Annotated in this window: 21 protein-coding genes and 1 other RNA gene; 12 read left to right on the forward strand and 10 right to left on the reverse strand. The window is 61.0% G+C overall.

The window, feature by feature from the left end; all coding sequences use genetic code 11:
* Nucleotides 1-88: 88 nt before the first annotated feature.
* The gene (locus BMX27_RS08615) at nucleotides 89-406 is read right to left on the reverse strand and encodes a DUF1476 domain-containing protein (protein WP_090159440.1); all 318 of its coding nucleotides are present in this window, start codon (nucleotides 404-406) and stop codon (nucleotides 89-91) included.
* 132 nt (nucleotides 407-538) lie between these two features.
* On the opposite strand from BMX27_RS08615, the gene purC reads away from it, so the two are divergent.
* The 8 genes from purC (at nucleotide 539) to BMX27_RS08655 (ending at nucleotide 9,788) form a co-directional block, all read left to right on the forward strand.
* Entirely contained in the window at nucleotides 539-1,300 is a 762-nt protein-coding gene (purC, locus tag BMX27_RS08620) for a phosphoribosylaminoimidazolesuccinocarboxamide synthase (protein WP_090159441.1), read from the forward strand.
* A 10-nt stretch (nucleotides 1,301-1,310) separates the two neighbouring features.
* Entirely contained in the window at nucleotides 1,311-1,541 is a 231-nt protein-coding gene (gene purS, locus BMX27_RS08625) for a phosphoribosylformylglycinamidine synthase subunit PurS (protein WP_090159442.1), read from the forward strand.
* Nucleotides 1,541-2,071, forward strand: coding sequence for a 5' nucleotidase, NT5C type (locus BMX27_RS08630; protein WP_090159443.1), 531 nt, complete (start codon nucleotides 1,541-1,543; stop codon nucleotides 2,069-2,071). Before purS ends, BMX27_RS08630 begins: the two co-directional genes overlap by 1 nt.
* The gene (gene purQ / locus BMX27_RS08635) at nucleotides 2,068-2,733 is read left to right on the forward strand and encodes a phosphoribosylformylglycinamidine synthase subunit PurQ (protein WP_090159444.1); all 666 of its coding nucleotides are present in this window, start codon (nucleotides 2,068-2,070) and stop codon (nucleotides 2,731-2,733) included. The genes BMX27_RS08630 and purQ overlap by 4 nt, the downstream gene beginning before the upstream one ends.
* Before the next feature lie 43 nt (nucleotides 2,734-2,776).
* Complete coding sequence (locus BMX27_RS08640) at nucleotides 2,777-4,531, forward strand: sensor histidine kinase (protein ID WP_090159445.1); 1,755 nt, start codon at nucleotides 2,777-2,779, stop codon at nucleotides 4,529-4,531.
* A 10-nt stretch (nucleotides 4,532-4,541) separates the two neighbouring features.
* Nucleotides 4,542-5,882: a sigma-54-dependent transcriptional regulator gene (locus BMX27_RS08645; protein ID WP_056038479.1), complete on the forward strand. Its 1,341-nt coding sequence runs from the start codon at nucleotides 4,542-4,544 to the stop codon at nucleotides 5,880-5,882.
* Nucleotides 5,883-5,956: 74 nt separating this feature from the next.
* The gene (locus BMX27_RS08650; RefSeq protein WP_090159446.1) at nucleotides 5,957-6,604 is read left to right on the forward strand and encodes a hypothetical protein; all 648 of its coding nucleotides are present in this window, start codon (nucleotides 5,957-5,959) and stop codon (nucleotides 6,602-6,604) included.
* Nucleotides 6,605-7,010: 406 nt separating this feature from the next.
* Complete coding sequence (locus BMX27_RS08655; RefSeq protein WP_218144654.1) at nucleotides 7,011-9,788, forward strand: Rne/Rng family ribonuclease; 2,778 nt, start codon at nucleotides 7,011-7,013, stop codon at nucleotides 9,786-9,788.
* Nucleotides 9,789-9,843: 55 nt separating this feature from the next.
* Here BMX27_RS08655 and BMX27_RS08660 read toward each other — a convergent pair whose 3' ends face one another.
* Nucleotides 9,844-10,071, reverse strand: a complete 228-nt coding sequence (locus BMX27_RS08660) for a sulfurtransferase TusA family protein (RefSeq protein ID WP_056038484.1) — start codon at nucleotides 10,069-10,071, stop codon at nucleotides 9,844-9,846.
* Nucleotides 10,072-10,164: 93 nt separating this feature from the next.
* Here BMX27_RS08660 and BMX27_RS08665 point away from each other — a divergent pair, with 93 nt between their 5' ends.
* The 3 genes from BMX27_RS08665 (at nucleotide 10,165) to BMX27_RS08675 (ending at nucleotide 13,563) form a co-directional block, all read left to right on the forward strand.
* Entirely contained in the window at nucleotides 10,165-10,920 is a 756-nt protein-coding gene (locus BMX27_RS08665) for a cytochrome c biogenesis CcdA family protein (protein ID WP_090159647.1), read from the forward strand.
* Nucleotides 10,921-10,981: 61 nt separating this feature from the next.
* The gene (locus tag BMX27_RS08670) at nucleotides 10,982-12,208 is read left to right on the forward strand and encodes a hypothetical protein (RefSeq protein ID WP_090159448.1); all 1,227 of its coding nucleotides are present in this window, start codon (nucleotides 10,982-10,984) and stop codon (nucleotides 12,206-12,208) included.
* Complete coding sequence (locus BMX27_RS08675; protein ID WP_090159449.1) at nucleotides 12,205-13,563, forward strand: cytochrome P450; 1,359 nt, start codon at nucleotides 12,205-12,207, stop codon at nucleotides 13,561-13,563. The genes BMX27_RS08670 and BMX27_RS08675 overlap by 4 nt, the downstream gene beginning before the upstream one ends.
* 286 nt (nucleotides 13,564-13,849) lie before the next feature.
* Here the strand turns inward: BMX27_RS08675 and BMX27_RS08680 are convergent, their stop codons facing one another.
* The 5 genes from BMX27_RS08680 to BMX27_RS08700 all read right to left on the reverse strand — a co-directional run bounded on the left by BMX27_RS08680 (nucleotide 13,850) and on the right by BMX27_RS08700 (nucleotide 17,012).
* The gene (locus BMX27_RS08680; RefSeq protein WP_090159450.1) at nucleotides 13,850-14,083 is read right to left on the reverse strand and encodes a ribbon-helix-helix domain-containing protein; all 234 of its coding nucleotides are present in this window, start codon (nucleotides 14,081-14,083) and stop codon (nucleotides 13,850-13,852) included.
* Nucleotides 14,076-14,258, reverse strand: coding sequence for a DUF4169 family protein (locus BMX27_RS08685; protein ID WP_090159451.1), 183 nt, complete (start codon nucleotides 14,256-14,258; stop codon nucleotides 14,076-14,078). Before BMX27_RS08685 ends, BMX27_RS08680 begins: the two co-directional genes overlap by 8 nt.
* 117 nt (nucleotides 14,259-14,375) lie before the next feature.
* Nucleotides 14,376-15,767 carry a class II fumarate hydratase gene (gene fumC / locus BMX27_RS08690; RefSeq protein ID WP_090159452.1) on the reverse strand — a complete coding sequence of 464 codons (1,392 nt, stop codon included), beginning with the start codon at nucleotides 15,765-15,767 and terminating at the stop codon, nucleotides 14,376-14,378.
* 60 nt (nucleotides 15,768-15,827) lie between these two features.
* A complete protein-coding gene (locus BMX27_RS08695) occupies nucleotides 15,828-16,307 on the reverse strand; it encodes an SspB family protein (RefSeq protein ID WP_090159648.1) in 480 nt (159 codons plus the stop codon).
* 63 nt (nucleotides 16,308-16,370) lie between these two features.
* The gene (locus BMX27_RS08700; RefSeq protein ID WP_090159453.1) at nucleotides 16,371-17,012 is read right to left on the reverse strand and encodes a DUF1194 domain-containing protein; all 642 of its coding nucleotides are present in this window, start codon (nucleotides 17,010-17,012) and stop codon (nucleotides 16,371-16,373) included.
* Nucleotides 17,013-17,105: 93 nt separating this feature from the next.
* On the opposite strand from BMX27_RS08700, the gene BMX27_RS08705 reads away from it, so the two are divergent.
* Nucleotides 17,106-18,743, forward strand: coding sequence for a glycoside hydrolase family 13 protein (locus BMX27_RS08705; protein ID WP_090159454.1), 1,638 nt, complete (start codon nucleotides 17,106-17,108; stop codon nucleotides 18,741-18,743).
* 9 nt (nucleotides 18,744-18,752) lie between these two features.
* Here the strand turns inward: BMX27_RS08705 and ssrA are convergent.
* From ssrA to BMX27_RS08720, 3 genes are all read right to left on the reverse strand, one after another.
* Nucleotides 18,753-19,102, reverse strand: a transfer-messenger RNA (tmRNA) gene (ssrA, locus tag BMX27_RS08710).
* A complete protein-coding gene (locus tag BMX27_RS08715; protein ID WP_177172687.1) occupies nucleotides 19,103-20,434 on the reverse strand; it encodes a branched-chain amino acid ABC transporter permease in 1,332 nt (443 codons plus the stop codon).
* Entirely contained in the window at nucleotides 20,431-21,441 is a 1,011-nt protein-coding gene (locus BMX27_RS08720; protein WP_090159455.1) for a branched-chain amino acid ABC transporter permease, read from the reverse strand. The genes BMX27_RS08715 and BMX27_RS08720 overlap by 4 nt, the downstream gene beginning before the upstream one ends.
* Between the last annotated feature and the right edge of the window lie 56 nt (nucleotides 21,442-21,497).

Here is a 21,497-nt window from a genome sequence, read left to right on the forward strand (position 1 = left end):
GTCGTTCCCTTCAATGCAAAAGGGGCACCGGCCTGTGACCGGTGCCCCGTTGGCGGTGTTGTATCCGGCACGCGCCGGGGCGGCAATATCAGCCTTGCTCGTCCAGCAGTTGCGCCTTGGCGGTGGCGGTCAGTTCGGCCATTTTCGCGCGGATTTCGGCGTCGCTGGTGTCGTCGCTCAGATCGGCGCGCACCTTGCGGAAAACATCCTCGTCGCCGGCTTCTTCGAAATCGGCCTTGATGACCTCTTTGGCATAGGCATCGGCGTCCTCACCGGATTTGCCCATCAGGCCTGCCGCCCACAGACCCAGCAGCTTGTTGCGGCGTGCCTCGGCCTTGAACTGCATTTCGGCGTCATGGGCGAATTTGTTCTCGAACGCGTTTTCGCGATCTTTCATGCTGGCCATCGGTCAAACCCCTGTTTTGTGTTGGCGTGGATATAGATATGCGGCCCGACATGCTTGCCCGCAAGGGGGCGGTGTCGTAAGACGCAGCAAAGCGGGCCGTCGTTGTGGCACGCATTATACTGCGGGGCACCCATGGCACGTCGTAAACTGGTCTACGAAGGCAAGGCGAAAATTCTGTACGAGGGCCCCGAACCGGGCACGTTCGTGCAGTATTTCAAGGACGATGCCACCGCCGGAAACGGTGCCAAAAAGGATGTGATCGAGGGCAAGGGCGTGTTGAACAACCGCCTGTCCGAATTCTTTATGACCGGATTGGCGAATATCGGCATTCCGACCCATTTCATCCGCCGCCTGAACATGCGCGAACAGCTGATCCGGCAGGTCGAAATCATCCCGCTGGAAGTGATCGTGCGCAACTTTGCCGCCGGGTCCATGGCCAAGCGTCTGGGCATGGAGGAAGGCGCACCACTGCCGCGCCCGATCGTGGAATTCAGCTTCAAGGACGACAAGCTGGGCGATCCGCTGGTGCCCGAGGAATACATCATCGCCTTTGGCTGGGCATCGCAACAGGACATGGACGACATCGTCAGCATGGCCCTGCGGGTCAATGATTACCTCTCCGGTGTCATGTACGGCGTCGGTATCAAACTGGTGGATTTCAAGATCGAGATCGGTCGCATCTGGGACAATGACTTCATGCGTCTGGTCGTGGCCGACGAAATCAGCCCCGACAGCTGCCGCCTGTGGGACATCGAATCCGGCCAGAAACTGGACAAGGACGTGTTCCGTCAGGATCTAGGATCGCTCTCGGATGCCTACACAGAGGTGGCGCGCCGTCTGGGCGTGCTGCCCAGCAACGTGACCCACCGCCCCAAGCCGACACTGATCAACTAAGGAATCGCTCATGCTGGCCAAAGTCTATGTGACGCTGAAAAATGGTGTTCTCGATCCGCAGGGCGAGGCCATTCGCCACGCGCTGGGATCGCTTGGGTTTGACGGCGTGAACGGCGTGCGTCAGGGCAAGGTCATCGAACTGGATCTGGCCGACGGCACCACCGAGGCGCAGATCAATGACATGTGCGAACGTCTGCTGGCCAACACCGTGATCGAATCGTATCGGATCGAAATCGCCTGATGCGCATCGCCGTCGACATGGACGAGGTGATCGCCGACACCCATGCGGCACAACGCGCGGCCTATGCACAGGCGGGATTCACGGCGTCCGATGCTGACCTGCATGGCAAACATCTGCGCGATCTGGCCCCGCCAGATACCGTGCGGCAGGTGCAGTTGCAGATGTCCGAAGGCACGTTTTTCGCAAACCTCGATGTCATCGCGGGGGCCGTCGATGCGATGGCGGACCTCTATGCCACGCATGAGGTGTTCATCGCCACGGCTGCGATGGATTACCCGGCATCATGCGCGCACAAGATCGCGTGGCTGGCCCGGCATTTCCCGTTCATCGCCAAGGACAGGATCGTGCTGTGCGGCGACAAGAGCATCATCAAAGCCGACGTACTGATCGACGATCACAGCCGTCATTTCACGCATTTCGCAGGGCAGGGCGTCCTGTTCGATGCGCTGCACAACAAAACGACCGATTGGCCGCACCGGCTGACGGATTGGGCCGATGTCCACACCACGCTTGAAAGGATCGCCAGATGAAGGCCGCCGTTCTCGTTTTTCCCGGGTCCAACTGTGACCGCGACATGGCCGAGGCGCTGCGCGCCGCAGGGGCCGATGTTCGGATGGTCTGGCACAAGGACGCCGATATCGGCGATGTCGATCTGGTTGCCGTGCCGGGCGGGTTTTCATTCGGTGACTACCTGCGCTGTGGTGCGATTGCCGCGCAATCCCCGGTCTGCGCGGCACTGCGCGCCCATGTGGAACGCGGCGGATATGCCTTGGGGGTTTGCAACGGGTTTCAGGTGCTGACCGAAACCGGTCTGTTGCCCGGTGCGCTGATGCGCAACGGCGGCCTGACATTCGTGTGCAAATCCACGCCGTTGCGCGTGGCCACGGCCGACAGCGCCTTTACCGAAGGTTACGCAGCCGGCGACACCATCGCATTGCCTGTCGCACATCATGACGGCAATTATTTTGCCGATGCCGATACGTTGGCGATGCTCGCGGATCAGGACAGGATTGCATTCACCTACGCCGACAATTTCAACGGCAGCCGCAATGACATCGCGGGGATCCTGTCTGAAAACCGTCGCGTGCTGGGCATGATGCCCCATCCCGAACGGGCCGTGGATGCCGCAACCGGCAGCACGCAGGGCATGGCGCTGTTCAGGGGCCTTGTGCGGCAACTTGCCGACGCCTGAGCGTCCGCTTGCCGCATGGCTGCGAGCGACATATTTAAGCGTCATGGAAAACGTGACCATTCCGGCCGTCCGGACGGCGCTGAACCGCTGGCGTCTGCGTCTTGCGGTCATCGCCCTATGTCTGTTGGGCGCCGGCACGATCTATGTCACGAACATTCTGCTGACAGAACGCTTTACGGAATCGACCCGAAACAGGGCCGAGGTGCGTCTGACACTGTTTGTCGCCAACCTGATGAGCGAGCTACAGCGCAATTCCATCGTGCCACAGCTGCTTGCGCGTGACCCCGCGCTGATCGCGGCGCTGGAAAACGGTGATTTCTCGTTATCGACGCAGCGCCTGCTGTCTTTTGTGGATGAAATCGGCGCGGCATCGCTGATGCTGCTGGACCGTGACGGGCGTGTCGTCGCGGCAACCGATCGCAACCGTCTGGGCGAAAGTTTCCGGTCAGCCCCGCAGTTCGTGAACGCCATGCGCAGCAACGCCACCGTGTTCACCCGTGGCGAGACAGCACAGGGCGGGTTCAATTTCATCTACTCGCGCAGGCTGGACAACAGCGGGTCCAATCTGGGCGCGATCCTGGTGGCAGTCGATCTGGCCAAGATCGAACGCGGCTGGGTCGGTGTGTCGGACGCCGTTTATGTGGCCGACAGCGAGGGGCGGATCATCCTATCGACCGAACCGCGCTGGCGTGGTCAGGAGGAATCGGTCGCCCTTGCCATTGAACCTGCATCGGGTGCCATCGAGCGTGCGTTGCGCGCGACCGAGGAATGGACCGAACTGCCGATCGACGCCTATTTCAGGGGCGAGGCAGTGTTGCGCCGCGAGGCGCGCGTGCCGTTCCAGGGCTGGCGCATGGTCAGTTTCACCAGCTACGCCAGCGTGCGCGAACGGGTGAATGGTGTTCTGGCGCTCGAGGTGATGGGATTTGCGATCCTGCTGGCGCTGTTGTTCTGGTATGCCTCACGCAGGGCCGCGACACGTGTGGCGGTCTACGAACAGGAATCCAACGAATTGCGCGCCCTCAACGCAGCACTTCAGCGTGAAATCGCGGCGCGCAAACAGATGGAACGCAGTCTTCAGGTGGCGGAACAAACGGTCGAACAGACCTCGAAACTGGCCGCCTTGGGCGAAATGTCGGCGGCCGTCAGCCACGAATTGAACCAGCCGTTGGCGGCCATGAAAACCTATCTGGCAGGGGCGCGGCTGTTGCTGCAACGCAAACGCCCCGAGGAAACGCTGTCGTCATTTCAACGGATCGACGACCTGATCGACCGTATGGGCGCGATCACGCGGCAGTTGAAATCCTATGCCCGCAAGGGGTCCGACGCGTTCGAGGCGGTCGATGCCCGTGCCGCGGTATCATCCGCCCTGTCGCTGATGGAACCCCAGCTCAAGACGCGCGACGTGGAAATCAGTCGCACGCTTCCCAGTGCGCCCGCGCTGATCTACGGGGACCGCCTGCGACTGGAACAGGTCATCATCAACCTGTTGCGCAACGCACTGGACGCCACCAAGACGGCCGAGAGTCCGCGCATCGACGTGATCCTTGCGGTGGGCGAAACGGTGACCCTGACGGTGCGGGACAACGGGACGGGGATCGAGGACCTCGATGAACTGTTCGAACCATTTTACACAACCAAGCAGGCTGGCGACGGTGTCGGCCTCGGACTTGCGATTTCTTCGGGGATCGTCAACGACCTCGGGGGGCGCATGATCGCACGCAACGGGGCACAGGGTGGCGCTGTTTTCGAAGTGCAGTTGCCGCTGCTCAAGTCGGCCCTCAAGGCCGCAGAATAAGGACTGCAAGATGAACAAGGCCATGAAAATCGCGATTGTCGACGACGAAAAAGACATGCGTCAGTCGATCAGCCAGTGGCTGGCCCTGTCCGGGTTCGAGACAGAAGCCTATGCCAGCGCAGAGGATGCGCTCAGTGCGCTGACATCCGACTTTCCGGGGATCGTCGTCAGCGATGTGAAAATGCCCGGCATGGACGGCATGCAGTTCCTGAAGAAATTGCGCGGGGTCGATTCCGCGCTGCCGGTCATCATGATAACCGGCCACGGCGACGTGCCGATGGCGGTCGAAGCGATGCGCGTGGGCGCATTCGATTTTCTGGAAAAACCTTTCAATCCCGATCGGATGACCGAACTGGCCAAGAAGGCCTGCAATGTGCGCCGCCTAACGCTGGACAACCGCGCCCTGCGCAAGGAATTGTCCGACGGCACATCCTTGATGAAAAAACTGGTCGGATCCTCTGACGCGATGGAACGTCTCAAGGAGGACATTCTGGATCTGGGTCAGGCCGACGGGCATGTCCTGATCGAGGGCGAAACCGGCACGGGCAAGACATTGGTTGCCCATGCGCTGCATGCGGTCGGTGCCCGGTCCGCCCGCAAGTTCGTGCTGATCTCATGCTCCGCCCTAGACGAGGACAGCCTGAACCGCAGGCTGTTCGGCCCCGCCGCAGAGGGCGAGCCGATCCCCGCCATGGAGGAGGCGCGCGGCGGCACGCTGGTGCTGGAGGATATCGAGGCGCTGACCCATGCGCAGCAATCGCGTCTGCTGACGGCGATCAACGAACAGGGCACGCCCGCGGAAACCCGTCTGGTCGCCATCTGCAACCTGCAGGAACAGGACAAGACCTGCGAAAGCGTGCTGCGCCCGGACCTGTATTACCGGATTTCGGCAATGCGGATCGTGGTGCCTCCGCTGCGCCAGCGCGGCGAGGATATCCTGACGCTGTTCACCCATCTATCCGAACAATTCGCCGAGGAATACGGCTGCGAGGCCCCGCAAGTCAGCGCCCAGGAGGCCGCACAGCTGTTGCAGGCACCCTGGCCGGGCAATGTGCGGCAGTTGATCAACGTGGCCGAACGGGCCGTGCTGCAAAATCGTCGCGGATCTGGGTCCATCGCATCGCTGCTGATGACCGACGGGGACGACGACGACGGCAACCGCCCGGCGATGACGACCGAAGGCAAGCCCCTCAAGGAATTCGTCGAAGCCTTTGAACGCATGCTGATCGACAACACCATGCGCCGCCACAAGGGCAGCATCGTCGCGGTGATGGAAGAGCTTTGCCTGCCGCGCCGGACCCTGAACGAAAAGATGGCCAAGTATCAATTGCAACGGTCGGATTATATCTGAACCTGCGGTGCAACCGGGTCTTGATCGGCGTTGGCGTCCTTGCTTAATGGACCCAACGACGACAGGAGCACGCCATGCATCACAGCCTCGCATTGATTTTCTGCCTGACCGCACTGGCGGGCTGTGGCGGCGACAGCACGGAATTTGCGGACCGGTTTGCAATAGACCAGGAGACGGCGAGCGCTGCGGCAGATGAGGCAGAGGATGAGGCAGAGGATGAGGCAGCGCCACCGGTTCAGCAGACCGATGCAACACGCATCGTCTTGGTGAACGGCACCCCGCGTCCCGCCAATCGCCAGTTTCCGCAAGGCACCGATGCGAGTCAGCTACGCAGCTTTTCCGCGCCGGCAGGCACGTTTGATCCCATCGACACGAGTGTGCCCGGATCAGCCAGCTATTCCGGCACCTATTTTGCGGACAAGATCGAGAATATCGACAATCCCGACACGACGCGTTGGGTTTTCACCAAGGCAGAGGGTCCCGTCGTGATTGATGTGGACCTCGACAGCGGACAAATCAGCGGGCGCTCCTCTGACAATCGCCTGGTCATCGGACGTGCCGCACGTCCCATCAACGGGGGCATCGTAGATGGCGCCGTGGAATTCGATGGTTTGGTCGGGCCGTTCAACGGGACAGTGACAGCCAGCAATATCCAGGCCGATTTCGCTGGCGAGAACGCTGACACGGCCGTTTTGGGCCGTTTTGCCGCCACCGCACCCTGAGACGGGCCAATCCGGAAACGGCGCTGCGTCTGATGTTCACACACTTTGTCGTTGTCTTATGGCCGTCTGCACCCTTATGTATGGCATACGGGTTGTTGCCATGACGCTTTGCGCAAAGGCCCGGTGAGATTCTCTGTGGGCGGCAGGATGCCACCGCAGCTGATTTGATCCCGCAAACGGATCAGAAAAATGCCCGTTGTCGGTCCCACGGACCTGACCGGGTTACCTGAACAGGCCCCCCGGGGTCGGAGAAAAACCGCGATGCTACGCGCTAGTGACAACAGACCGCTTGATGACACCCTCTGGGGTGCAGCGGTCGGCACTGTGCGGCACGCCCTTTACAGACATGACATCCTGACAGCCGCCCCACCGGGGTCGGGCATCGGGTGTGATGCGAATGGATACAATGCCAAAGAAAATGCTGATCGACGCCACGCACGCGGAAGAAACCCGCGTCGTCGTGGTGGATGGAAACAAAGTCGAGGAATTTGATTTCGAGAGCCAGTTCAAGCGACAGCTTGCTGGGAACATCTATCTGGCCAAGGTGACACGGGTTGAACCGTCGTTGCAGGCTGCGTTTGTGGATTACGGTGGCAATCGCCACGGATTCCTCGCGTTCTCTGAAATCCACGCGGATTATTATCAGATCCCCATCGCGGACCGTCAGGCCCTGATGGAAGAAGAGCGTGCCTACGCCGAAAGCCAGAAAGCCGCCGAAGAAGAAGAGGAAGCACCCAAGCCGCGTCGCCGCCGGTCGCGCCGTTCCGCCGCCGAAGACGTCGCAAACGACGACGCCGTCGCGGTCGAGGATGTCGAGATTGCAGGCATGGAAACCATCGACCTGGACGACGAAGAGGGGTCCAGCCCGATGGAACGCGGCCGTGAAACGCCCGTGGAAACGCCCGCCGCCGATGAGGACATCGACGACGAGAACGGCCATGATGACGAAGACGATGGCCCCGACGCCGCCGACAAGGACGACCAGATCGAACAGATCGCGGATCACGACCACGATGATGTGCGTCCGGTCCGCAAGCCCCGTCCCAAACGCTACAAGATCCAGGAAGTCATCAAGGTCCGCCAGATCCTGCTGGTGCAGGTCGTCAAGGAAGAACGCGGCAACAAGGGTGCTGCACTGACCACTTACCTGTCGCTGGCGGGTCGTTACTGCGTGCTGATGCCCAACACCGCACGCGGCGGTGGTATTTCGCGCAAGATCACCAATGCAGCCGACCGCAAGAAGCTGAAGGAAATCGCGAATGAAATGCAGGTACCGCAGGGTGCCGGTCTGATCATCCGCACCGCCGGCAGCCAGCGCACTCGTACCGAGATCAAGCGTGACTACGAATACCTGCAGCGCATGTGGGAACAGATTCGCGAGCTGACGCTGAAATCCACGGCACCCGCCAAGATTTACGAGGAAGGCGACCTGATCAAGCGCACGATTCGCGATCTCTATTCCAAGGAGATCGACGAGGTCATCGTGGCGGGCAACGACGGCTATCGCACGGCCAAGGACTTCATGAAGATGATCATGCCGTCCCATGCGAAAAACGTGAAACTCTATGCCGAGCAGATGCCGCTTTATGCGCGCTATCAGGTCGAAAGCTACCTTGCGGGTATGTTCAGCCCCACGGTGCAATTGCCGTCGGGTGGTTACATCGTGATCGGCATCACCGAGGCGCTGGTCGCCATCGACGTGAACTCTGGCCGCGCGACCAAGGAAGGTTCAATCGAACAGACCGCGCTGAAAACCAACCTCGAGGCCGCTGACGAGGTGGCACGCCAGCTGCGTCTGCGTGACCTTGCGGGCCTCATCGTGATCGATTTCATCGACATGGACGAACGCCGCAACAACGCCAGCGTTGAAAAGCGGTTCAAGGACAAGCTGAAAAACGACCGCGCGCGTATCCAGGTTGGCCGGATTTCCGGCTTTGGCCTGATGGAAATGTCGCGTCAGCGCCTGCGCCCCGGCATGCTGGAGGCCACGACCCAGCCTTGCGTCCATTGCCACGGCACAGGCCTGTTGCGGTCAGATGACAACGTCGCATTGAACATCATTCGCCAGCTCGAAGAAGAGGGCGTACGCGGTCGCAGCAAAGAGGTTCTGGTACGGGCACCTGTGTCCATTGCCAACTTCCTCATGAACGGCAAACGCGAACATATCGCCGCGATCGAGGGTCGTTATGGCATGGCGGTGCGGGTCGAATGTGACCTGAAACTGGTGTCACCCGAATTCGCGATCGACAAGTTCAAGAGTGCGACGCGCGTCGTTCCCGAGGCCGGAACCTATATCCAGGCCGAATCCGCGATGATCGAGGACGAAGACGAGGATATCGTCGAGGAGACACCCGAGGAGGATGAGGCCGAGGCGACGCCACCACAGGCAACGCCTGATGATGGTGAAGGCCAGCCGCGCAAGAAGCGCCGTCGTCGTCGTCGTCGCAAGGGCGGTCAGGGCGGTGATGACCGTCAGGATCAGGACGAGAACGGCAACTCTGCTAACCAAGACGATAGTGCGGATACGGACAAGGCTGCAGATCAGCCGGACACGGAAGACACCACCGCCGAAAAGCCCAAGCGCACCCGGACGCGTAGCCGCCGCCGCAAGACCGACGACGCGGACGCGCCCGCCGATGCCGTCGCAGCGGATGCACCGCAAGCAGATGCAGAGGCCGCAACCCCCGAGGCCGAAGAGGCGCCCAAGAAGCGGACACGCAGCCGTCGCAAACCCGCAGCAAAGGTGACAGAGGCCACTGACGCAGCGGATGCGACCGCAAAGGAAGCGCCCGCCGAAGCCGCCCCAACCGATGACGCCGACGCCCCAGCTGAAAAGCCAAAGCCCAAGCGCCGTAGTCGTGCCAAAAAGGCCGATCCGGTCACGGCAGATGCGGTTGCGGCAGCGCCAGAGGCGTCAGACGCCGCATCGGAAACGACCGCGACCGACGACGTGGCAACACCCGACGCACCGGCAGCGGTGGCCGAACCGGCCCCCGAAACCAAGAGCGTCATTGATGTGCCCGTGGTGCAGCCTGTGTCCGAAACGACGTCAGAACCTGACCCCGAAACCGAGGCCACGCCACAGGCTGAACCTGTGCAGGCCGCAGCAGAGTCCGATACCGCTGACGAGAAAAGCGAAGAAAAGAAGCCCCGTCGCAAGGGCTGGTGGTCACTGGGCCGCTAGGTCTGGATCACGATGCGCAGACAAAAGGCGGGCCATCTGGCCCGCCTTTTTCATGTCAGCCTTTGGCGATGTAGTAGGTCTGCACCGGGCCGTCATCCTCTGACCCGATCAGGCGGTGGCCAGCCTCGGCGCAGAAATGCGGCACATCAACGACTGCTGCGGGATCATCGGCGCGGACGCGCAGGACCTGCCCGGATTGCAACGGTTGCAGACGCTTGCGCGCCTTGAGAACGGGCAGGGGACAAAGCAGCCCCACGGCATCAAGATCGGCATCATATTCCATGACAATTGGGTATTGCGGATGTTGCAGGTTGTAAACGGTCTCGTGACGCGGGCAGGGCGTGACGCCGCTGCCGTTCCGGGTTACATCCTTGCCATGATCGAACCGTTGACCCTGTTAGATGCCAGCCTGCTGCCTGCAATCCTGATTGCGGTGACTGCGGGTCTCTTGTCGTTCCTCAGCCCCTGTGTGCTGCCCATCGTGCCGCCGTATCTGGCTTATATGGGCGGGGTCAGTGTCACGGATCTGGACGAGACTGCCGCCGCGCGACGCAAGGTGATGGTTGCTGCCGCAATGTTCGTCCTGGGCCTGTCCACGGTCTTTTTACTGCTCGGGATGGCGTTTTCGACGCTGGGCCGCGCCTTGCTGCAATGGCAGGGCTGGTTCGTGCCGATTGCGGGGATCGTGGTGATGATATTTGGTGCGCATTTCATCGGCGTGTTCCGCATCGGGGTTCTGGACCGCGAGGCGCGCATGGACACCGGCAGTCAAGGCGGCAGCGCGCTGGGGGCCTATGTTCTGGGTCTTGCCTTTGCCTTTGGCTGGACACCCTGTCTGGGCCCCATTCTGGGCACGATCCTCGGCCTTGCGGCATCAGAGGCCAGCATCAGCCGTGGCACGGTGTTGCTGGCGGCCTATGCAGCGGGGCTTGGGATACCGTTTCTGCTGGTGGCCGCGTTCTTTCCACGGCTCAAGCGGCCGATGGCCTGGATGAAACGCCACATGGACCGCATCGAACGCACATCCGGCCTGCTATTGTGGACCGTCGGGCTGATGATGGTGACGGGACAATTCACGGCGTTCAGTTTCTGGCTGCTGGAACGTTTTCCCGCGCTCGCCGCGATCGGGTGATTTTTCTTAATTTCGCCGCCATTGCGTGTCACACTCGCGCAAACAGCGACGGGCATCGTCCATGACACAGGCAGACCTTCAGGTTCGGACGCGCCGGGTTTTCTACATTCCCGGCTATGACCCGATCCATGCCCGACGCTACCGCGAGTTGTATCGCACCGAAGGGCGCGTGCAGGCGGAGATCAGCGGCTACGATCTGACACTCAGTCCGAAACCAAAGGGTAAGACCTATGGCTGGCGCGTGGCCGCCCGGATCGAGGATGCCGAGGTCAGCGCAGAGGTAGACGTGCTGGTGTGGTCCGACATCGTGCGTGACAGCATGTCAAACACGATCCCCGCGACCTATGCGCAATTGGTGCGGACGGCCTGGACCTATATTACGAGCGGCGCATTGGGGCGGTTGATGAAACTGCGCAAGGGGCCGGTGATTGCGGCCCTGTATCCCGTCGGGATGCTGCTGCTGCAACTCTTGATCGCGCTTGGCCTTGGTGCGCTGGCAGGATGGTTTGCAGTTCTCCTCCTGCCCTTGGGCAACGGCTGGGACACCATGGCGCGCTTTGCCGTGCTGACGACGGTGACGGCCCTGATCCTGCGCTGGTTCAAATCGCGTGATGGCAAGCTCTTTGCCTATTACCTCATGCATGATTACAGCTATTCCGCCCGGTGGCGCGGGGCAAATCCAGCGCCGCTTGAAACACGGATGGCCGAATTTGCCGATATCATCGCGCAGGCGCTGACAGATGACGTGGACGAGGTGCTGGTCGTCGGCCATTCGTCGGGCGCACATCTGGGGGTATCGATCCTGGCAGATCTGATCCGTGACGGACGCGTGCCCGCAGGCGGTCCAGTCCTGTCGTTTCTGACCCTGGGGCAGGTGGTGCCGATGGTCAGTTTTCTGCCCGACGCCCATCGGCTGCGGGCCGATCTGCAATTTCTGAGCGAGCAGAACATTACTTGGGTCGATGTGACGGCCCCCGGCGATGGTTGCGCATTCGCGCTATGCGATCCTGTGGCTGTTTCGGGGGTCGCCACGCCGGCGCAACGCTGGCCGCTGGTGATTTCCGCGGCCTTTACCCAGACCCTGTCAGAGGCACGCTGGGCGGAGTTGCGCTGGCAATTCTTTCGGCTGCATTTTCAATATCTCTGCGCCTTTGACCGGCCTGGTGACTATGATTATTTCCGGATTACCGCCGGGCCACAGACACTGGGTGCCCGTTTCCGGGGGCGCAATCCTTCGGCGTCACGGATGACGCAGGCGGTGTCGAAATTTACCTCGATCGCTGCATGAGCCAGCCGGTCAAACCTGCCAGCCGCCCTGACAAGGTATCGCTGTGGCGCTACATGCGTCTGTTCCGCGCCGACATCCTGTCGGCACAACCTGCCAAACTGTACCGCGCCTGGATGGCCGAATTTCGCACGCCATTTTTTCGCAGCTACATGATCAACGATCCCGCACTAATTGATCTGGTCCTCAAGGAGCGCCCTGACGATTTTCCAAAATCCGAACGGATCGGCGCGGGTCTGCGACCGCTGTTGGGAAATTCGGTGTTCCTGACCAATGGGGAGACCTGGAAACGGCAACGCCGGATCATTGATCCCGCATTTGAAGGCGGACGCCTGCGCGAAAGTTTTGCCGCGATGCATGCCGCAGGGCAGGCAGCGGTGGCGCGGCTGGCGCCGCTGGCTGACGGACAGCCACAAGATATCGAGCCGGAAACCAGTCATGCGGCGGCTGATGTCATTTTCCGTACGCTCTTTTCGATCCCGATCAACGACCAAGTCGCGACAGAAGTCTTTGACGAATTTCGACGCTATCAACGCAGCCAGCCGATCCTGAATCTTGCAGCCTTTGTTCCGGGTCCGCGCTGGATGCCGCGGTTCTTCAAATCGGACACGCGGCGCACGGCGCAGCGGATCAGGGCCTTGATTACCGGTCTGACTCAGGACCGCCTGACTGCGATTGCCGCGGGCCATGCGCCGGATGATCTGGCGACCAAGATCATGACGACCGCTGATCCCGAAACAGGTGAAACCTTTGATCTGGATGAAATGGTGGATCAGGTCGCGATCTTTTTCCTTGCCGGACACGAAACGTCGGCCGCTGCGCTGGCATGGACCCTGTATCTGCTGGCGTTGAACCCCGACTGGCAGGACCGGGTCGCCACCGAGGCGCGGGACTGGGACGGCGGTTTTGCAACCCTGTCGTCCCTGCACGGTACCCGTGACGTTTTCCGCGAGGCCCTGCGCCTGTACCCGCCGGTGCCAATGATGGTGCGCCAGACAACAACGCCAGAGGTGTTTCGGGACCGACCCGTGCGGCCCGGTTCACAGGTGGTCCTGTCGCCCTGGCACCTGCATCGTCAGACCCGGATCTGGGACCGCCCCGATGATTTCGATCCGGCGCGCTGGCAAACCAAGGACGGCAAGGCGCAACAACGGCTGGCCTATATGCCGTTTTCAGCCGGACCCCGTGTGTGCACTGGTGCGGGTTTCGCCATGCTCGAAGGTGTGGTCATTCTGGCGCAACTGCTACGCGCCTATCAGTTCGAGCTTGTCCCGGATCGCCTGCCTGTGCCGGTCGCACATCTGACGGTCCGGACCCGTTCGGGCATGTGGCTGCGAATCAAGCAACGCAACGATTGATCGCAGGCGGGCGACAATCTGTGTGCCTGGGGTGTATTGCTGAAGGTCCATGACCATCGCCGCGCCCCAATTGCATAAATCGTGACATTTTGCTGCCACAGATCCTAGTGTCGCTTTGGGGACGACACAGGATCGGAACACGCAAGATGCCATATCAGGACAGCCAAAAGCCGAGCGTCATGTCGCGTTTAGCGGACTGGCTGCGCTGTGTCGCGAACCCCGTTTCGCACGATGTCATGACCGTGCCGCAATCTGCACGCCGCAAACCGGACAGTGCGCCGCGCCGCTAGTCCAGTCTGGATTGCAGGTCGGTCAACACCGCGACCCGAATCGCGGACGCCAGCCCCACGTCGCCCCGTGACGCGTCGATCTCGGCGGCCAGGGCGTTCAGTGCCACGCCCCGTTCCAGAGCAAGTGCGCGAAACGCATCCCAGAATTCACGTTCCAACGAAACGCTGGTCCTGTGGCCACGCAATGTCAGCGAATGCTTGACCGGTCGCCCGGCCGGCGGGCTAGTCATCTTCGAACTGTGACTGGTCCAGGCGCTGTCTGGCCTGTTCGGCCTGTGCTGCCTCCAGCAGACGCTGCGCCTTGGTCCGTCCGAACTTGACCGCATTCTGATCTGCCTCGGCCTTTTCCTCGGCGCGGCTGCGTTTTTTGCGGACCTGATTGAGTGAGATAACCTTGGACGTCATGCGCGGAATCCTGTGACAGATGGACTCTTACGGTGACAAGTTGCGCCTGCCCGGACAAGAGACCGCCGCGCAAATTTCCCTGCGCGGCGGTGAATTGTTTGCTTGACGGCGACCCTATTATTTCGGGCCGATCATGTCCTCGGGACGCACCACACGGTCAAAAGTTTCGGCGTCGACAAAGCCGAGGGCGATGGCCTCTTGCTTGAGGGTCGTGCCGTTCTTGTGCGCGGTCTTGGCCACCATGGTCGCATTGTCATAGCCGATTTCGGGGGCCAATGCCGTCACAAGCATCAGGGATTCGCGCATCAGTTTTTCGATCCGGTCCCGGTCGGCCCGGATGCCTGCCACGCAGTTGTCGGTGAATGCCACCGCGCTGTCGCCCAGCAGTTGCATGGATTGCAACACGTTGTAGGCCATCATCGGTTTCATCACGTTCAGCTCGAAATGGCCCTGTGACCCGGCGAATCCGACGGCTGCGTCATTGCCCATGACATGGGCGCAGACCTGGGTGATCGCCTCGACCTGTGTGGGGTTCACCTTGCCTGGCATGATCGACGATCCCGGCTCATTCTCGGGCAGCATCAGTTCGCCCAAACCGCAGCGTGGTCCGGACCCCAACATGCGAATGTCGCAGGCGATTTTATAGATGCTGGCCGCGACGCCGCGCAGTGCACCCGACATTTCGACCAATGCATCATGGGCGGCTAGCGCCTCGAACTTGTTGGGGGCCGTGACAAAGGGCAGGCCAGTGATGTCAGCGATATTGGCCGCGACGGTTTCGCCCCAACCCTTTGGCGTGTTCAGACCGGTGCCGACAGCCGTGCCGCCCTGCGCCAGTTCATAGATCGCGGGCAGGGCGGCCTTGATCCTGCGGATACCCATCGCGACCTGATGCACGTAGCCGGAAAATTCCTGACCCAGGGTCAGCGGTGTCGCATCCATCGTATGCGTGCGACCAATCTTGATGATGTTGTCGAACTCGGCCTGCTTTGCCTCCAGCGCCTTGTGCAGATGTTCCAGACCCGGCAGCAACACGTCATGCGCGGTGCGGGCCACGGCGATATGCATCGCGGTCGGAAAGGTATCGTTGGACGACTGGCCCATATTGCAGTGATCGTTGGGGTGGACGGGTGTTTTCGACCCGATCTCCCCGCCAAGGATTTCGATCGAGCGATTGCTGATCACCTCGTTGGCATTCATGTTCGACTGGGTGCCGGACCCGGTCTGCCAGACGACCAGCGGAAAATGATCGTCCAGTTTGCCAGCCACGACTTCGGAGGCAGCCGCGATCATGGCGTCGGCCAGCGTCTTGTCCAGTTTGCCACGGGCCAGATTGGCCTGCGCACAGGCCTGTTTGATCACACCCAGCGCGCGCACGATCGCCACGGGCTGTTTTTCCCAGCCGATGGGAAAATTCATCAAGGAACGCTGTGTTTGCGCACCCCAATAGCGGTCTGCGGCGACCTCCAGCGGGCCAAAGCTGTCGGTTTCGGTGCGTGTCTTGGTCATGTCGGGCCTCCCGGTCAAATGGTTGCCCTTCAGTAGCGTGACCTTACGCGCGCATCAATCTTACTTGCGAAACTTGTCGAGGCTGACGACTTCTGCGGCCGGGCGCGGGGTGTCGTCGGCGTCTGGTTCAACCAGTTCATCCATCGGCGCCTCATCATCGTCGTCGTCGTGATCGATGTCAGACGCCTGTGTTTCGAACCGCAGACCGAATTCGACAGAAGGATCGGCAAAGGTCGTGATCGCATCATAGGGGATATATAGCGGCTCCGGCACGTTTCCGAACGACAGCGTGACGGCGAATCCCTCTTCCGAGACATCCAGGTTATCGAACCAGTGCTGCATGATGATCGTCATGTCACCGGGATAGCGGTCCGACAGATGGTCGGCCATTTCCACATCCGGGTGCAGCGTGTCAAAGGTGATGATGAAACGATGATCGCCGGGCAATTTACCGGTTTTCTGCACGTCGGCCAGCACGTCACGGATCAGCGTGCGCATCGCACGGTGCATCAGATTTCCGTAGTCGATCTTTTGTGACATCTGGCCGCCCTCTGATTTGCGTATGGCCAACATATCCTATTCGTCCGCGAGTAAAAGGGCGTCCTAGCCGATGATTTGCGCCAATTCGCGGATAATCTTGGCCCGGATTGCGCGTGGATAATCGCTGTGTCTGCGGGCGGTCATGACGAATCCGTCGCGTGTGATGACCTGTTCGCGGTAAAAGTTCGTGATCGCCAGGCCCATGGATTCAATGGCGATCGCGTTGATCGTGATGCCATCGCGCTCTGCCTGTCTGCGGGCGGCGCCGATATCGCCGATGGCGTTCGGTGTTCCATCGCCAGAGATGTCGATGACCCGGCGCTTGCAGTCCGCCACCGCGTCAAAGTTGCGCAGCGAAAACAGGATTGCCTGTGCAGGTGCCGTATCCGACAAAACGAACCTGCGGTCCTGAGCACGGGCCAGGTCCGACAGTTGCGCCACGTCAGTTGCGGCGCGGATGCGGGTCCAGGGGATCACGACCGACTGGCGGTCGATCCCGGACCATTGCACCACCGAAACGGCGGATTGCCCCTGCACCAGCGCATCAATGATATCGGGATCGTTCAGCGCATCGGCCAGACCGTCTGTCTGCAATCTATATTCCGCCACATCCACCGAATTGCTGACGTCTATCGTCAGCATCAACGCCGTTTCGCAGGCGATGGCGGGCAGGGGGCAGAGAGCGAGGACAAGAGCACGCAGCATGCCCGTACATTGCGACAGGTTCAACTTCAGGGGCAACTGATTTGACCACGCGCCGTTTTTGCGCAAAGTCTGATTTTAACAGAAGGATACGCCATGACAGACCAGACCGCGCCCTGGTGGACTGCCGCCACCGCCTACCAGATTTATCCCCGTAGTTTTCAGGACAGCAACGGCGACGGCATCGGCGATATCCCCGGCATCATCTCGCGCCTTAATCATCTGTCGGATCTTGGCGTGGGCTTCGTCTGGCTGTCGCCGGTCTTTGCCTCGCCGATGGCGGACAACGGCTACGATATCTCCGACTATCGCGATATCGCGCCCGAGTTCGGCACGCTGGATGATATGGACCGGCTGATTGCCGAGGCGAAGGGCCGCAACATCGGCATCGTCATGGACCTCGTTGTCAACCACACCTCGGACGAGCACGCCTGGTTCCATGCCGCCTGCGAAAGCCGTGACAACCCGATGCGCGATTTCTACATCTGGCGCGACCCCGGTCCCGACGGCGGCCTGCCCAACGACATACAGTCGAATTTCGGCGGGCCCGCCTGGACCTTCCACGAGCCGACGGGTCAGTATTACTTTCACCTCTTTGACCCGAAACAGCCCGATCTGAACTGGGAGAACCCGCGCGTCCGCGCCGAGGTCTACGCCATGATGAACTGGTGGTTCGACCGGGGCGTCGCGGGCTTTCGGATGGATGTCATCGACCTGATTGGCAAAGAGCCCGATCGCGGCATCACCGCCGACGGCCCGAAACTGCACGACTACCTGCAAGAGATGCACCAAGAGACTCTCGCACACCGCGATGTCGTCACGGTCGGCGAATGCTGGTCCGCCACGCCGGAGAACGCGCTGCTCTACTGCGGGCGCGACCGGAACGAGCTGTCGATGGTATTCCAGTTCTCTCACGTCATGGCCGGCTGGGACGAAACACTGGGCAAGTGGACGCGTAAACCCGTCGCCCTGCCGGTGCTCAAGCACAGCCTCGCGCGCTGGCAGGAGGTCTGCGCCGAGGACGGCTGGAACTCGCTCTTCTGGGGCAATCACGATCTTCCGCGCGCGGTTTCGAAATACGGCGACGACAGTCCAGAACATCGCGTGGACTCGGCCCGATGCCTTGCCACGGCACTCCATCTGATGAAGGGAACGCCCTATATTTATCAAGGCGAAGAGATCGGTATGACCAACGTGGTCTTCGAGCGGATCGATCAGTTCCGCGACGTCGAGACGCTGAACTTTCACCGCATCCAGACCGCGCAAGGCCTGAGCACAGAGGACTTCCTCGCGGGTGCAAACCTCAACGGCCGCGACAACGCGCGCACGCCGATGCAATGGTCTGACGCCGAACACGCCGGATTCACCACCGGCACGCCCTGGATCGAGGTCAACCCGAACTACCGTCAGATCAATGTGGCCTCTGACCGCGCCAGTCAGGACAGCGTCATGGCTCGCTACAAGGCGCTGGCGACGCTGCGACGGAACGACGATCTGATCCGCATCGGGGATTTCGTGCCGTTTGATCTGGATCACCCCCAGATCATGGCCTACGCGCGGCGGTTGGGCTCGCAACAGATCACGGTGATCTGCAACCTCTCCTCGCAGAGTGTCACCTACGACGTGCCGCAAGATCTGCGTCTGTCCGGCGTCTGCGCCTTCACCGGACGCATCATCGACGTCGCATCGCAGGAAACACTGGCACCTTGGGAAGACATCGTCGTCACTGGCTGAGAGGGGAAAGGTGCAGGTTTCTGTTGCCAGGTACCTGCGGACCCCGCCCAAGGCTGCTAGGCCAGGGGACTTAAGGTTTCGGTGTTAGGTACCGCTTACGCGGCAACTGCGACCGGAGCATGGTTGTCATTTGCAACTATACAATTTGTACCGATAACGGTGGTAACTCACCGAGACAAAGCAAACCCCTTTAGACGTTCGTCGATCCTATTTCGGCCCCATCGCTGGCAAATGACCAGATGTTGGTGGAGCCGCCGGGTACCGCCCCCGGGTCCGATCCGCTTATTACGAGCGCGTTTATGTCCATAGTCCCGAAGGACATCCCTTAGATAGGGGTGCCTTCGGGCTGTGGCAAGGGGTCACTTTTCTGGCAGGATACCGCGCGGGCTGAACCGCAGGATCAGCAGCAGAACGGTACCCATGACCAGGAAACGCATCTGCGGTGCGGAATTGACCAGGTTCGCCTTGAACGTGCTGTCATCGCTCATCCAGGCGGTGGCCCAGATCATCAGGTCGGGTCCGTATTCTCCCACGGCCACCCACAGCCACCAGATCAGCATACCACCCAGCACAGAGCCAAAGTTATTGCCGGATCCGCCGACAATCACCATCACCCAGACCAGGAACGTGAACCGCAACGGTTGATATGCGGCTGGTGTCAGCTGACCGTCCAGCGTTGTCATCATTGCACCAGCCAGACCGCAGATGGCCGACCCGATGATAAACACCTGCAGATGGCGGGCGGTCACGTTTTTGCCCATGGCGCGGGCGGCGACCTCGTTGTCGCGGATCGCACGCATCATGCGGCCCCAGGGGCTGTGCAGCGCGCGCTGCGCGAGGATGAGCAGCACGATCAGGAATGCCGCGAACAGGCCGGAATACAGCAGCTTGACCCAGAGGGTGGATGCAAGCGTCGGGTCCAGCCCCAGATCGGTAACTGTGGCCACAAAATCCGGATCTGCCTGCAGGTCTGTCTCGTAGGGGACAGGGCGCGGCAGGCCGATGACGTTCATGACGCCGCGGCTCATCCAGTTTTCGTTTTTCAGGATCGCGATGATGATTTCCGCAATGCCCAGCGTGGCAATCGCCAGATAGTCTGACCGCAGGCCCAGGGCCGTCTTGCCGATGATCCAGGCCGCACCCGCGGCCAGCATCCCGCCAACTGGCCAGGCAATCACGGCCATGATCGGCCAGTCACGACCGGAATCACCGCCAAAGTTCAGACCACCCAGAAATCCGGTGCTGGCGGGATTCACGGCCTCGATTGCCTGCACGCCAGCGTCGAACACGCTGCGGAACAGGAAAAATCCGACGATTCCGAGGACCACCATCGCAATCACCCGGACACGCCCGGCGGTGCGTTTGTAAACAGCGATCAGACCCGCGATCACGGCGGCGCCAATGGCCAGCGCGCCCAGCACCTGACCGCCACCGGCGGCCCAGGCCTCGGGGACGGGGGGCATCGAAATCAGCACAGCGGCCAGACCGCCCAGTGCCACGAACCCCATGACGCCGACATTGAACAGCCCCGCAAGGCCCCATTGAAGGTTCACCCCCAACGCCATGATCGCCGAAATCAGCCCGTAGTTGACGATGATCAACGCCAGGTTCCAGTTGTCCAGGACACCGGTGCCCACGATCAGGGCCACGACAAGGCCCGCGAAAAGGCCGGTGCGCAATGTATCGGTCATATGGATTGCCCCTTGAACAGTCCGGTCGGCCGGAACAACAAAACGATGATCAGAATGATAAAGCTGACGGCGAACTTGTAGTCACCGCTCAGCAGCTGCACGAGGCCCTCTGGCGCCATGCTTTCAGGCAGCCAGTAGGTCAGCACCTTTTTGAGCGGATAGGTGACCGTCACCTCGGCAAAGGCAATGAGGAACCCGCCAACAATCGCACCCTTTGGGTTGCCGATCCCGCCGACGATGGCCGCCGCGAACATTGGCAGCAGCAGCTGGAAATAGGTGAACGCCTTGAACGATTTGTCGAGGCCGTAAAGCACACCCGCCGTGGTTGCCAGTGCGCCGACCAGCAGCCATGTTACACGCACCACGCGGTCGGGATCGATGCCGGACAGCAGCGCCAGATCCTCGTTGTCGGAAAAGGCGCGCATGGATTTGCCTGTGCGCGTCTTGTTCAGAAACCAGAACAACGCGATCATGACGATGACGGCGGTGACCAGCGTGATGGCCTGCGTCGTCCGGATGGCCAGACCTTCGTCCAGACCGGTCATGTCGCGGAACTGGCGCACGGTGATCAGGAAACGCTCACCATCGGCGAACTGGATGTCGCGCACGCCGAAAAACACACGTGTCAGGCCGTTCATGACGAACATCACACCCAGCGACACGATCACGAGGATCACCGGTTTGGCCTTTTGTTCGCGGTAGAATTTGTAGACCAACCAGTCGGTCACCAGCAGGATTACACCTGTCGCTGCGATGCCGATCGGCAGGGCGAGCAGGGCGGTCGGCAGTGGTCCCAGCGTAATGCCGAAAGCCACCAGCACCGCCGTCAGCTTGATCGTGATGCCTGTCCCCAGCGCCATCGTGTCGCCGTGGGCAAAGTTGGAAAACCGCAAGATTGCGTAAACCAACGTGATCCCCAGCGCCCCCAGTGCCAACTGCGCACCATAGGCAGCAGCCGGTATGATCACAAAGTTCGTCAAGAAGACGAGACCGTTCAGAAATTCCATTCAATATCCCCCAGTCCGGCCGCGATACGCGGGCACGGTGGTCGTCAAGATCAATG

It is taken from the genome of Loktanella sp. DSM 29012, assembly GCF_900110705.1.
In the GTDB taxonomy this organism is placed as follows: domain Bacteria; phylum Pseudomonadota; class Alphaproteobacteria; order Rhodobacterales; family Rhodobacteraceae; genus Loktanella; species Loktanella gaetbuli.

Excerpts from the sequence above, each read along its gene's own strand:
- BMX27_RS08615 (WP_090159440.1), bottom strand. The coding sequence starts at position 406 with ATGGCCAGCATGAAAGATCGCGAAAACGCGTTCGAGAACAAATTCGCC.
- purC (WP_090159441.1), top strand. The coding sequence starts at position 539 with ATGGCACGTCGTAAACTGGTCTACGAAGGCAAGGCGAAAATTCTGTAC.
- purS (WP_090159442.1), top strand. The coding sequence starts at position 1,311 with ATGCTGGCCAAAGTCTATGTGACGCTGAAAAATGGTGTTCTCGATCCG.
- BMX27_RS08630 (WP_090159443.1), top strand. The coding sequence starts at position 1,541 with ATGCGCATCGCCGTCGACATGGACGAGGTGATCGCCGACACCCATGCG.
- purQ (WP_090159444.1), top strand. The coding sequence starts at position 2,068 with ATGAAGGCCGCCGTTCTCGTTTTTCCCGGGTCCAACTGTGACCGCGAC.
- BMX27_RS08640 (WP_090159445.1), top strand. The coding sequence starts at position 2,777 with ATGGAAAACGTGACCATTCCGGCCGTCCGGACGGCGCTGAACCGCTGG.
- BMX27_RS08645 (WP_056038479.1), top strand. The coding sequence starts at position 4,542 with ATGAACAAGGCCATGAAAATCGCGATTGTCGACGACGAAAAAGACATG.
- BMX27_RS08650 (WP_090159446.1), top strand. The coding sequence starts at position 5,957 with ATGCATCACAGCCTCGCATTGATTTTCTGCCTGACCGCACTGGCGGGC.
- BMX27_RS08655 (WP_218144654.1), top strand. The coding sequence starts at position 7,011 with ATGCCAAAGAAAATGCTGATCGACGCCACGCACGCGGAAGAAACCCGC.
- BMX27_RS08660 (WP_056038484.1), bottom strand. The coding sequence starts at position 10,071 with ATGGAATATGATGCCGATCTTGATGCCGTGGGGCTGCTTTGTCCCCTG.
- BMX27_RS08665 (WP_090159647.1), top strand. The coding sequence starts at position 10,165 with ATGATCGAACCGTTGACCCTGTTAGATGCCAGCCTGCTGCCTGCAATC.
- BMX27_RS08670 (WP_090159448.1), top strand. The coding sequence starts at position 10,982 with ATGACACAGGCAGACCTTCAGGTTCGGACGCGCCGGGTTTTCTACATT.
- BMX27_RS08675 (WP_090159449.1), top strand. The coding sequence starts at position 12,205 with ATGAGCCAGCCGGTCAAACCTGCCAGCCGCCCTGACAAGGTATCGCTG.
- BMX27_RS08680 (WP_090159450.1), bottom strand. The coding sequence starts at position 14,083 with ATGACTAGCCCGCCGGCCGGGCGACCGGTCAAGCATTCGCTGACATTG.
- BMX27_RS08685 (WP_090159451.1), bottom strand. The coding sequence starts at position 14,258 with ATGACGTCCAAGGTTATCTCACTCAATCAGGTCCGCAAAAAACGCAGC.
- fumC (WP_090159452.1), bottom strand. The coding sequence starts at position 15,767 with ATGACCAAGACACGCACCGAAACCGACAGCTTTGGCCCGCTGGAGGTC.
- BMX27_RS08695 (WP_090159648.1), bottom strand. The coding sequence starts at position 16,307 with ATGTCACAAAAGATCGACTACGGAAATCTGATGCACCGTGCGATGCGC.
- BMX27_RS08700 (WP_090159453.1), bottom strand. The coding sequence starts at position 17,012 with ATGCTGCGTGCTCTTGTCCTCGCTCTCTGCCCCCTGCCCGCCATCGCC.
- BMX27_RS08705 (WP_090159454.1), top strand. The coding sequence starts at position 17,106 with ATGACAGACCAGACCGCGCCCTGGTGGACTGCCGCCACCGCCTACCAG.
- BMX27_RS08715 (WP_177172687.1), bottom strand. The coding sequence starts at position 20,434 with ATGACCGATACATTGCGCACCGGCCTTTTCGCGGGCCTTGTCGTGGCC.
- BMX27_RS08720 (WP_090159455.1), bottom strand. The coding sequence starts at position 21,441 with ATGGAATTTCTGAACGGTCTCGTCTTCTTGACGAACTTTGTGATCATA.